General features: G+C 61.6%; 5 protein-coding genes and 3 rRNA genes. 7 read left to right on the forward strand and 1 reads right to left on the reverse strand.

Going from position 1 to position 11,910, the window contains the following annotated elements:
* Window positions 1–5 precede the first annotated feature (5 nt).
* The 4 genes from AC5ZH6_RS09775 to AC5ZH6_RS09790 all read left to right on the forward strand — a co-directional run bounded on the left by AC5ZH6_RS09775 (window position 6) and on the right by AC5ZH6_RS09790 (window position 4,952).
* Window positions 6–1,532 (forward strand): VWA domain-containing protein, encoded by a 1,527-nt coding sequence (locus AC5ZH6_RS09775; RefSeq protein WP_006368506.1) that lies wholly within the window; start codon window positions 6–8, stop codon window positions 1,530–1,532.
* Window positions 1,533–1,594: 62 nt separating this feature from the next.
* Window positions 1,595–2,815, forward strand: a complete 1,221-nt coding sequence (locus AC5ZH6_RS09780) for an iron-containing alcohol dehydrogenase (RefSeq protein WP_035727227.1) — start codon at window positions 1,595–1,597, stop codon at window positions 2,813–2,815.
* Complete coding sequence (locus AC5ZH6_RS09785; RefSeq protein WP_006368504.1) at window positions 2,812–4,296, forward strand: MadS family sensor histidine kinase; 1,485 nt, start codon at window positions 2,812–2,814, stop codon at window positions 4,294–4,296. The genes AC5ZH6_RS09780 and AC5ZH6_RS09785 overlap by 4 nt, the downstream gene beginning before the upstream one ends.
* Window positions 4,293–4,952, forward strand: a complete 660-nt coding sequence (locus AC5ZH6_RS09790) for a MadR family response regulator transcription factor (RefSeq protein ID WP_006368503.1) — start codon at window positions 4,293–4,295, stop codon at window positions 4,950–4,952. The genes AC5ZH6_RS09785 and AC5ZH6_RS09790 overlap by 4 nt, the downstream gene beginning before the upstream one ends.
* A gap of 6 nt (window positions 4,953–4,958) precedes the next feature.
* Here AC5ZH6_RS09790 and mftM read toward each other — a convergent pair whose 3' ends face one another.
* Window positions 4,959–5,807 (reverse strand): mycofactocin oligosaccharide methyltransferase MftM, encoded by an 849-nt coding sequence (gene mftM / locus AC5ZH6_RS09795; RefSeq protein WP_035727224.1) that lies wholly within the window; start codon window positions 5,805–5,807, stop codon window positions 4,959–4,961.
* Between the two features lie 705 nt (window positions 5,808–6,512).
* Between mftM and AC5ZH6_RS09800 the strand changes: the two genes are divergently transcribed.
* The 3 genes from AC5ZH6_RS09800 to rrf all read left to right on the forward strand — a co-directional run bounded on the left by AC5ZH6_RS09800 (window position 6,513) and on the right by rrf (window position 11,852).
* Window positions 6,513–8,035 (forward strand): 16S ribosomal RNA (locus AC5ZH6_RS09800).
* A gap of 448 nt (window positions 8,036–8,483) precedes the next feature.
* Window positions 8,484–11,622 (forward strand): 23S ribosomal RNA (locus AC5ZH6_RS09805).
* Between the two features lie 113 nt (window positions 11,623–11,735).
* Window positions 11,736–11,852: ribosomal RNA gene (gene rrf, locus AC5ZH6_RS09810) — 5S ribosomal RNA — on the forward strand.
* Together the 16S, 23S and 5S rRNA genes form the textbook arrangement of a ribosomal RNA operon.
* Window positions 11,853–11,910: the final 58 nt, after the last annotated feature.

An 11,910-nucleotide genomic window follows, 5' to 3' on the forward strand; every position in this document is an offset into this window, starting at 1 on the left:
GCGTCATGGAAGGAGCGGTCCACCGGTTCGTCCGGCTACTGCGTTTGCACGGCGTGCGCATCGGCGTCTCGGAGGCGATGGACGCGATTGCGGCCGTGGGTACCGCCGAGATCCTCGCCGACCGTGAACTCATGCGCTCGGCGCTGCAGGCGTGTCTGGTCAAGGACCGACGCGACGAGCAGACCTTCGACGAGGTCTTCGACAAGTACTTCTCGTTGCGTCCGGTGCTCGACACCGATGACGGACACGGACATTCGCACAGTCACGACGATCTTTCCGACACCGGTGAGCTCGCCGAGTACACCCTGTCCGACGAGGTGAGTAACACCCCGCAGCAAGGTCACAGTCACGGCCCGCCGTCGAACATCCGCGACTACTTCGACCCCGAGGACCTCGCCGAGCAGTACAACCTGCATCAGGAGGCCAACAAACTCGACATGGCGTCGCTGACCGACGAGATCGTGCTGTCGGCGGATTCGGTGCCGAACTCCGAGCAGGCCGCCCGTGTGCAACTGACGGTGTCCCGCCTGCACAACCCGGGTCGGCCGGGTGAGCTCGTCACCGGCAATCCGACCCAGCTCGACGCCGAGTTGTCGGTGGCGCAGGAGATGGCGCTGCTCGACTGGCTCGACGACGCCGGGGGACTGTCCGGTCCGCAGCCCGACCGCGAGGAGATCGCCCGGTTGCGCAGCGCACTGGCGGGATTGCTCGACGGTTTGCCCGAGAAGCTGCGTGATCACCTCGAGGCGCTCATGGCGACCGACCACGAGATCGAGGATCGTGAGGTGAAGGCATCGGTGCGCGATGCCATTCACGAGCACGAGCGGGCCAGCCTGGAGGAGTCGATCCGCAGGCTCATCCGATCGCTGCACGGCGCGCCGCGTGCCCGACGCAAACTGGCCGCCCGCGGCACTGTCGACGCGGCCCGCACGATGCGCGCGAACCTGCGATTCGACGGGGTGCCGTTCCGGCCCATCACCGTTGCCAAGGTCGAGGACCGCCCGTCGCTGCTGATCCTCGCCGATGTGTCGTTGTCGGTGCGCAGCGCAGCCCGTTTCACCCTGCAACTCGTGCACGGACTGCAGAGCATGGTGGCCCACGTCCGGTCGTTCGCCTTCGTGTCCGACCTCGTCGAGATCACCGATCTCTTCGCCGAACACCCGGCCGAGGAGGCGCTGTCCCTGGTCGTTTCGGGCCTGCCGGCCGGCGGTGTCCTCGACACCGACGCCGACTCCGATTACGGGAACGCTCTGCAGTGTTTCCTCGACGAGTTCGGCGGCGCGATCACCCGGCGCACCACCGTGATCGTGCTCGGCGACGGTCGCAACAACGGCCGCGACCCGAACCTCGACGCGTTGGAGGAGATCAGCCGCCGGGCCCGGGAGACCATCTGGATCACCCCCGAACCCAGCTACTCGTGGGGTCTCGGGTCGTGCGACCTGCCGGCCTACGCCACGCTGTGCGACCGTGTGCACGTCGTCCACGACCTCGCGGCGCTCGAGCAGGTCTCGGTCAGCGCATACGGCGCGTGAACCGCAGGCGGCCGCGTAGGATTTCGGCAACGACTGGTGGGGCGACGAGGTGGGTGAACGGGATGCACGCCGATATCGGTGAGGCCCGACCCGAGGTGGATTCGGAACGGCCGCAACCCCGAGCGCGGGCGACGCGGATCCCGGTCGTCAAGTTCCATACCCCCGAGGTGATCGTCGGTCCCGGGGCTCTGGATGAGATCCCCACGGCCGCAGCAGGTCTGGGGATGCGTCGGCTGATGATCGTCTCGGACCGCAATCTGGTGGCCACCCCGTGGTATCCGCGCCTCGCGCAACGGTTGCGGGCGGCAGACCTCAAGGTGGCCTCCTTCACCGATGTCTCACCGAATCCCCGGGCGCCGGAAATCGCCCTGGGCTTCGAACACTACGAGCAGACACGCTCGGACGGGATCGTGGCGCTCGGCGGGGGATCGGTGATCGACGCCGCCAAGGGGGTGGCCATCCTCGCGGCCAACGGGGGCCACATCCTGTCCTACGAGGGCATCGATCGCGCCCGCATCCCGTTACCGCCGTTGGTCGCTGCGCCGACCACTGCGGGCAGTGGGTCGGACGTGTCGCAGTTCTGCATCGTCAACGACGTGGATCGCATGACGAAGGTGACGATCATCGGACGCGGATTGGTGCCGAATGTATCGGTGATCGATCCCCACGCACTGGCCACGCTGCCACCCGAGGTGGCCGCGCAGTCGGGGATGGACGCGATCACGCACTGCATCGAGGCCTATGCATCGCTGGCGCACACCAGGCTCACCGATCGTTCGGCCCTGTCGGCCATCGGGACCGCATGGCGGTCGATCGAGCGATTCGTTGACGCTCCCGGTGACCCCGACGCCGGACTCGACATGGCCTACGCCGCGCTCGAGGCCGGGATGGCGTTCACCAATGCCATTCTCGGCGCCACCCACGCGATGAGCCATCCGGTCGGCGGACTGTGCGACGCCGCGCACGGAGCGATCAATTCGGTTCTGCTCCCGCACGTCATCCGGTTCAACGCCGAGACCGACCCGACCCCCTTCGTCGATCTGGCCCCGGCCGTCGGTGTGCCGACGTCGTCGTCGGCGTTCGTGACCGCCGAGCGATTCGCCGATGCGGTGTGCGAGCTCTCACGACGGATCGGGATGCCGGCTCGCCTGTCGCAGCTCGGAGTCTCCGCCGCACACATCAACGCGCTGACCGCCAACGCGTTGGTCGATGCCTGCATGCGGACGAACCCGCGCCAGCCGACCCCGGCCGATGTCGCCCGTCTCTATCGCGAGGCACTATGAGCGTCTCCTCGAGGTTCGGCGACCGCGACCTGACGCCCGGCGGGGACGAGGTCGGCGGAACGGACTTCGATTCGCTGATCGGGTTGCACTCGGTGAAGGGCTCGCATTACGCGCAGTTCCGTGGGGTCGAGGAGCGCCTCGGTCGTGTGGTCGGCGCACTGGACCGCATCTCGCGAGCCCTCGTGCAGACCGCGGAGGGGCCGGAGACACTCGTGCTCTCGGTGGTGCGTGCGGTGGCCGAACACCTCGAGGCCGATTGGGTGGTGTTCGCCCTGTGCGACGGCGAACTCGATCGCACGGGTCCGCGCCACCTGATGATGGACGGCGACGGCACCATCTACGCCTTCGAGGGCGTGCAGGTCGCGCGCACGCCGAGCCACCTGCCCGACGAGGTGCTCAACCGCCTCAACGACATCCTGCGCAACCAGCTTGGCGAGCTCGTCCGACCGGTCGTCGCCGATCACCATCTGCATGTGCCGGTGCACCTCGACGGCCGGGTGGTCGGCGGGCTGTCGGCGTGGACGCCACCGCGCCACGTCGTCGACTCCGCCGACCTGGTGGTGATGCGCATCCTCGCCCGACAAGCGGTGGTGGCCCTGCTCAATGCGGCGCTGCTCGAGGAGAGTCGCCATCAACTCGCCCGCGCCGAGGATGCCTACGCCAAGGCCCGCGAGCAGGCCACCGATCTGGCGGTGCAGAACGTGGAATTGCAACGCACACAACGTGAGTTGTCGGCGGTGATGCGACAACGGCTGGTCACCGAGGAGCGTGAACGCATCGCCCGGGAGTTGCACGACTCGGTGACGCAGTCGGTGCTGTCGGCGGGTGTGCAGATCGAGGTATGCCGGATGGAGTGCGACCCGGAGACCGCCGAGCGACTCGAGGTCGCAGGAACGCTGACCCGCAACGCGGTCGAACAACTGCGCTCGGTGATCTACGCCCTGAACCAGTCCCCGTCCGTGGAGGGGCTGAGCCTGGGTGAGGTTCTCGACGAACTGTGCTCGATGCACATGCCGGCCGATCTGGAGACCGAGGTCCGGGTGGTGGGCCGGCCCCGTGACCTGCCCGATGACGTGCAACACGCCATTCTGCGCATCGCCGGTGAGGCGCTGTTCAACACCGCGGTGCACGCCGAGGCGACACTGGCGCGGGTGGTGCTCACCTACGGCGATCACGACGTGAGTCTGACCGTCGACGACAACGGCGTCGGCGACCCGGGACACATGCGTCGCGTGCTGCGTGCGGCGACGCTGGGCGACCTGGCCGGGCGACATCGGGGCCTGGCGAACATGTCGGCTCGAGCGCGCGAACTCGGTGGTGAGTTCCGGATCCGCCGATCCCGGATCGGCGGCGTGCGGGTCGGGGTGGAGATCCCGGCCGGCACCGTCACCGAATCCACGTCGTTGCCGCGCGCCACCACCGAATCGGTCCGGCGTTCCGCCGGAACACGATCGTCACTGCATCAGGAGGTCAGCAGATGAACAACCCCGATATCGCGACGACGGCGGTGCGCACCATGCTGGTCGACGACCATGCACTCCTGCGTGCAGGCATTCGCTCCCTCCTCGAACGGGAGGAGACGATCTCGGTTGTGGGCGAGGCGGATTCGTTCGACCATGCATTGGCCGAGGTCGAGCGGTCACGGCCGGATGTGGTCGTCGTCGACCTGAAACTGACGGCGGGCACCGAGTACGAGGGGTTACGACTGATCACCGAGATCGCGGCCCGGCATCCCGAGGTGGCCAGTCTGGTGTTGACGACATTCCTCGACGACGACCTCGTGGTGCGGGCGGTGAAGGCGGGGGCACGTGGCTACGTCGTCAAGGACGTCGACACCACCGAGTTGGTGCGTGCCATCCAGTCGGTCTCCGGGGGCGGCAGCGCATTCGACCCGCGTAGCGCTGCGATCGTGTTGCGCACGGTGTCCGGCGACGGCGGTGGATCGGAGACCCTGACCGAACGTGAACGCGAGGTGCTGCGGCTACTCGCCGACGGGATGAGCAACAAGCGCATCGGTACGACCTTGTTCATCTCCGAGTCGACCGTGAAGTTCCACATCCGCAACATCATTCGCAAGCTCGGCGTGACCAAACGGACCGACGCGGTCTACATCGCGAGCAAGCGCGGGCTGATCTGATGAGGCTCAGCTGCGCGGGGTGAGCACCAACCAGCCGCCGTGATCGGTGAGGAATTCGGCCCCGGCGTGATCGGCTGCGTCCGCCCAGGCGTGCAGGTTCTCGGGCCCCAACCGAACGAGATGGCCGAAGTGTTCGCTCGGACGGTCCTCATAAGGGATCGCGATCACCACCCGCCGACGCGCGACCCGCAATGCCTCGATGATGGCGGCACGCGCCTGGTCCGCGGGGAGATGCTCGAGCAGGTGGATCAACGTGACGGTGTCGACCGAGGAGTCGGCGTGGTCGAGGTCGGTGGCGTCTCCGACAGTCGCCAGCACGGGGGTGTCACGGCGACGTGCGGCCTGAGTCAGCAGGTCGACCGCACCGACGGAGATGTCACACGCAGCGACATCGAGACCGTCCTCGGCGCATCGGAGCGCGAAGAAGCCGAAGCAACAACCCACTTCGAGCACACTCGAACCGCTGATCAGGGAGCGCGCCCGTCGGTGTACCGGGGCGAACGACGCCGTCCCGTCGCGCAGCGCGCGCAGCGAGTTGTCGTAGAACCCGGCCCACGCGTCGTCGGCGCGCTCGCTGCACGACCGGATCAGACCGACCGCGGCTTCCTCGAACTCCCACTGGCCACACAACGCGCCGGCATCGATCACGCCTTCGAGCGCGAGGACCATTGCGTCATCCGAGATCTCGGCGACGGTGAAGGTGTGGACGAGTTCGACCCGACCTCCATCCCGGTCGATGGACCAGGCAACCCGTCCGGCATGGGGAAGATCGGCAGGCAGCGCATCAACGTGCCGCACCGTGATGCGGCGAGTGGTCGGTAGTCCGGCACTCATCGTCGTGACGCTCATGACCACAACGCTATGACCTGGACTTTTGCCGCGAAACTGCCCGAACGGGTGCATCTGCTGACCGAACGGAGAGGCGATCGCCGCGCCCGCATGGCCCAGATCACAATTATCGCGAGCGGCCGGAACGGCCGGATGCACGACCTCCGACGGCTGGGGCTGGCCCGCTGACCAGGGCTGATGTGCGACCAGTCAGAACCCACCTGGCGATTTGATTCGCGGGGGCTCTGTGCGTAACTTATTCGAAGTCAGCGCGCCGCGGCGCCGCCCCGGAGGGCTCCGAGAGGAGTTCGGTAGGGGAGAGGAAACCGGGTAGACGTTGACCGCCCCCGAGAAATCGATCCGGGCACAGTCATGTGCCAGGACGAGGACCCGGGGTTGCCGGATGCGGATCTGGCCGCCAACCGAGAGGGTTGCGGACGGGTGAAGTGCCTGGTACTCTGGAAGAGTTGCTCCGGAAGGGGTTAACACTTCAGAAACAGAACAAGCTCATCGAAGTTCGCCCTGTGGGGTGGTGTTGGTGGGTGTGTGTTCTTTGAGAACTCGATAGTGTATTGGTGGATTGTTTGATGCCATTTGTTTTGTGGCATTAGAGTTTTGTGCATCGCGCCCTGTTGTGGGGTGTGGTGTGGATTTTTTTGCCAGTTTTTTGGATTGTTTTTGTCAGGTTTTGCTTTCCTGGTTTGTGTTGAAACTGTTTGGTTTCGATGTTTTTTCATGGAGAGTTTGATCCTGGCTCAGGACGAACGCTGGCGGCGTGCTTAACACATGCAAGTCGAACGGAAAGGCCCTGCTTGCAGGGTGCTCGAGTGGCGAACGGGTGAGTAACACGTGGGTGATCTGCCCCTGACTTTGGGATAAGCCTGGGAAACTGGGTCTAATACCGGATATGACCAAGGATTGCATGGTTCTTGGTGGAAAGCTTTTGCGGTTGGGGATGGGCCCGCGGCCTATCAGCTTGTTGGTGGGGTAATGGCCTACCAAGGCGACGACGGGTAGCCGACCTGAGAGGGTGATCGGCCACACTGGGACTGAGACACGGCCCAGACTCCTACGGGAGGCAGCAGTGGGGAATATTGCACAATGGGCGCAAGCCTGATGCAGCGACGCCGCGTGAGGGATGACGGCCTTCGGGTTGTAAACCTCTTTCAGCAGGGACGAAGCGCGAGTGACGGTACCTGCAGAAGAAGCACCGGCCAACTACGTGCCAGCAGCCGCGGTAATACGTAGGGTGCGAGCGTTGTCCGGAATTACTGGGCGTAAAGAGCTCGTAGGCGGTTTGTCGCGTCGTCTGTGAAATTCTGCAGCTTAACTGCAGGCGTGCAGGCGATACGGGCAGACTTGAGTACTACAGGGGAGACTGGAATTCCTGGTGTAGCGGTGAAATGCGCAGATATCAGGAGGAACACCGGTGGCGAAGGCGGGTCTCTGGGTAGTAACTGACGCTGAGGAGCGAAAGCGTGGGTAGCGAACAGGATTAGATACCCTGGTAGTCCACGCCGTAAACGGTGGGTACTAGGTGTGGGTTCCATTTCACGGGATCCGTGCCGTAGCTAACGCATTAAGTACCCCGCCTGGGGAGTACGGCCGCAAGGCTAAAACTCAAAGGAATTGACGGGGGCCCGCACAAGCGGCGGAGCATGTGGATTAATTCGATGCAACGCGAAGAACCTTACCTGGGTTTGACATACACCAGACGCCAGCAGAGATGTTGGTTCCCTTGTGGTTGGTGTACAGGTGGTGCATGGCTGTCGTCAGCTCGTGTCGTGAGATGTTGGGTTAAGTCCCGCAACGAGCGCAACCCTTGTCCTGTATTGCCAGCGGGTTATGCCGGGGACTTGCAGGAGACTGCCGGGGTCAACTCGGAGGAAGGTGGGGATGACGTCAAGTCATCATGCCCCTTATGTCCAGGGCTTCACACATGCTACAATGGCCGGTACAGAGGGCTGCGATACCGTGAGGTGGAGCGAATCCCTTAAAGCCGGTCTCAGTTCGGATCGGGGTCTGCAACTCGACCCCGTGAAGTCGGAGTCGCTAGTAATCGCAGATCAGCAACGCTGCGGTGAATACGTTCCCGGGCCTTGTACACACCGCCCGTCACGTCATGAAAGTCGGTAACACCCGAAGCCGGTGGCCTAACCCCTTGTGGGAGGGAGCTGTCGAAGGTGGGATCGGCGATTGGGACGAAGTCGTAACAAGGTAGCCGTACCGGAAGGTGCGGCTGGATCACCTCCTTTCTAAGGAGCATGCAACATTCCCAGGCCGGCGGCGTCTGTCCGTTGGGTGGGTGTGTGTTCATAGGGTGAAACATCAAACACGCCGTTGTGCTGTCGCTGGCCTGATGCTGGTGGTGGCTGGGTGATCTTTCCGGGTGACTGGTTGGATGCTGCTAATACACTGTCGGGGTTCTGAGGGAACACACTCGTGTGTGTTGTCTTGGTGCTTGCAATGCGGGTTGGTCTGGTGATGCCTGTTGTGATGGCGGGTGGAGGGTTGGCCGGTTGTGGGTGTGTGTTGTTTGAGAAGTGCATAGTGGATGCGAGCATCTTTATTTTTGCAATGCATATCGAATCAATGTTTTTGGTTTGTGTGTTTTGTTCGAGTTGAAAGAAATGTTTGTAAGGCGAATGGCTAAACTGGTGGGCGGCTCCGTTGTTTTGGGGGCGTCTGTGGGTTTAGGTGTTGTTGTAAGTGTTTGAGGGCGTTCGGTGGATGCCTTGGCACCAGGGGCCGATGAAGGACGTGGTAGGCCGCGATAGTCCTCGGGGAGTTGTCAAACGAGCTGTGATCCGAGGGTGTCCGAATGGGGAAACCCAGCACGAGTGATGTCGTGTTACCACCAGCTGAATGTATAGGCTGTGTGGGGGGAACGTGGGGAAGTGAAACATCTCAGTACCCATAGGAAGAGAAAACAATTGTGATTCCGTGAGTAGTGGCGAGCGAAAGCGGAGGATGGCTAAACCATGCGCATGTGATACCGGGTAGGGGTTGTGTGTGTGGTGTTGTGGGGTCTGTCTTCCTCGATCTACCTGTCGGGGCGTGAGTGAGAAAACCATGCGTTAGGTGAAGTGGCCTGGAATGGTCTGCCGTAGGCGGTGAGAGTCCGGTAGCTGAAAGCGTGTGGTCTTGCGTGATGGTGTCCCCAAGTAGCAGCGGGCTCGTGGAATCTGCTGTGAATCTGCCGGGACCACCCGGTAAGCCTGAATACTTCCTGGTGACCGATAGCGGACTAGTACCGTGAGGGAAAGGTGAAAAGTACCCCGGGAGGGGAGTGAAAGAGTACCTGAAACCGGACGCTTACAATCCGTCAAAGCCTTTGAGTCGTTTGGTCGGCTGGGGGTGATGGCGTGCCTTTTGAAGAATGAGCCTGCGAGTTAGTGCTCGGTGGCGAGGTTAACCCGTGTGGGGTAGCCGTAGCGAAAGCGAGTCTGAATAGGGCGTTGATAGTCGCCGGGTCTAGACCCGAAGCGGAGTGATCTACCCATGGCCAGGGTGAAGCGCGGGTAAGACCGCGTGGAGGCCCGAACCCACTTCAGTTGAAAATGGAGGGGATGAGTTGTGGGTAGGGGTGAAAGGCCAATCAAACTCCGTGATAGCTGGTTCTCCCCGAAATGCATTTAGGTGCAGCGTGGTGTGTTTCTTGCCGGAGGTAGAGCTACTGGATGGCCGATGGGCCCTACCTGGTTACTGACGTCAGCCAAACTCCGAATGCCGGTAAGTGAGAGCACTGCAGTGAGACTGCGGGCGATAAGGTTCGTAGTCGAGAGGGAAACAGCCCAGATCGCCGGCTAAGGCCCCTAAGCGTGTACTAAGTGGAAAAGGATGTGGGGTCGCGAAGACAACCAGGAGGTTGGCTTAGAAGCAGCCACCCTTGAAAGAGTGCGTAATAGCTCACTGGTCAAGTGATCCTGCGCCGACAATGTAGCGGGGCTCAAGTACACCGCCGAAGCCGCGGCACTCACACAATGATCTGGCTTCCTTCTGCGGAGGGTGGTCTAGGTGTGTGGGTGGGTAGGGGAGCGTCCTGCATCCGTGGAAGCGCCGGAGTGATCTAGGTGTGGAGGGTGTGGGAGTGAGAATGCAGGCATGAGTAGCGAAAGCAGAGTGAGAAACTCTGCCGCCGGATGACCAAGGGTTCCTGGGCCAGGCTAATCCGCCCAGGGTGAGTCGGGACCTAAGGCGAGGCCGACAGGCGTAGTCGATGGACAACGGGTTGATATTCCCGTACCCGTGTATCCGCGCCCATGCTGAATCATCTGTACTAACCATCCAAATCCCAATGGACTGCCTTCGGGTAGCCGGCGGGGGCTGCATGGGACCTCGGGTGGTAGTAGGCAAGCGATGGGGTGACGCAGGAAGGTAGTGGGGCCAGGCGATGGTTGTCCTGGTGTAAGCCTGTAGGACGAGGCATTGGTAAATCCGTGCTTCAGGTGTCTGAGAGGTGATGCGTAACCGTTGTGGTGAATTCCATGATCCTATGCTGCCGAGAAAAGCCTCTAGTGAGTTGGTACACGGCCCGTACCCCAAACCAACACAGGTGGTCAGGTAGAGAATACTAAGGCGATCGAGAGAACTGTGGTTAAGGAACTCGGCAAAATGCCCCCGTAACTTCGGGAGAAGGGGGACCCATTCTGGTGACGACATTGACTGTTTGAGCTGGTGTGGGTCGCAGAGACCAGAGAGAAGCGACTGTTTACTAAAAACACAGGTCCGTGCGAAGTCGTAAGACGATGTATACGGACTGACGCCTGCCCGGTGCTGGAAGGTTAAGAGGACCGGTTAATGCCCTTCGGGGTGTGAAGCTGAGAATTTAAGCCCCAGTAAACGGCGGTGGTAACTATAACCATCCTAAGGTAGCGAAATTCCTTGTCGGGTAAGTTCCGACCTGCACGAATGGCGTAACGACTTCTCTGCTGTCTCAACCACAGACTCGGCGAAATTGCAGTACGAGTAAAGATGCTCGTTACGCGCGGCAGGACGAAAAGACCCCGGGACCTTCACTATAGCTTGGTATTGGTGTTCGGTTCGGTTTGTGTAGGATAGGTGGGAGACTGTGAAGTGGCCACGCCAGTGGTTGTGGAGTCGTTGTTGAAATACCACTCTGATCGTATTGGACTTCTAACCTCGGACCCTGATCGGGTTCAGGGACAGTGCCTGGTGGGTAGTTTAACTGGGGCGGTTGCCTCCTAAAAGGTAACGGAGGCGCCCAAAGGTTCCCTCAGCCTGGTTGGCAATCAGGTGGTGAGTGTAAGTGCACAAGGGAGCTTGACTGTGAGACGTACATGTCGAGCAGGGACGAAAGTCGGGACTAGTGATCCGGCACCAACGTGTGGAAGTGGTGTCGCTCAACGGATAAAAGGTACCCCGGGGATAACAGGCTGATCTTCCCCAAGAGTCCATATCGACGGGATGGTTTGGCACCTCGATGTCGGCTCGTCGCATCCTGGGGCTGGAGTAGGTCCCAAGGGTTGGGCTGTTCGCCCATTAAAGCGGCACGCGAGCTGGGTTTAGAACGTCGTGAGACAGTTCGGTCTCTATCCGCCGCGCGCGTTAGAAACTTGAGGAAACCTGTCCCTAGTACGAGAGGACCGGGACGGACGAACCTCTGGTGTGCCAGTTGTTCCGCCAGGAGCATTGCTGGTTGGCTACGTTCGGAAGGGATAACCGCTGAAAGCATCTAAGCGGGAAGCCTGTTCCAAGATGAGGTTTCTCACCACCATTGAGTGGTTAAGGCCCCCCACAGACCATGGGGTTGATAGGCCAGAACTGGAAGCCCAGTAATGGGTGTAGGTGACTGGTACTAATCGGCCGAGGACTTACAACAACATCCTTATTCTTTTATATTCTCAAAGAATAAAAGATGTGTCGCATCCACTATGTACTTCTGAAACAACACCAGGAGATAAACAAACTCGTCTGGTGCGAGTTTCAGAGAGTTTCGGCGGCTATAGCGGTGGGGAAACGCCCGGTCCCATTCCGAACCCGGAAGCTAAGCCCACCAGCGCCAATGGTACTGCACCCTAATCAGTGTGGGAGAGTAGGACACCGCCGAACACTAATTTCCGGGGATGCCCCGCAACACACACCGTGTTGCGGGGCATCCCCCATTCAA

It is taken from the genome of Gordonia sp. YC-XJ4 (genome assembly GCF_059511865.1).

What these genes read in the sequence shown, in the direction of transcription:
- AC5ZH6_RS09775 (WP_006368506.1), top strand. Translation starts at nt 6, where the DNA reads ATGGAAGGAGCGGTCCACCGGTTCGTCCGGCTACTGCGTTTGCACGGC.
- AC5ZH6_RS09780 (WP_035727227.1), top strand. Translation starts at nt 1,595, where the DNA reads ATGCACGCCGATATCGGTGAGGCCCGACCCGAGGTGGATTCGGAACGG.
- AC5ZH6_RS09785 (WP_006368504.1), top strand. Translation starts at nt 2,812, where the DNA reads ATGAGCGTCTCCTCGAGGTTCGGCGACCGCGACCTGACGCCCGGCGGG.
- AC5ZH6_RS09790 (WP_006368503.1), top strand. Translation starts at nt 4,293, where the DNA reads ATGAACAACCCCGATATCGCGACGACGGCGGTGCGCACCATGCTGGTC.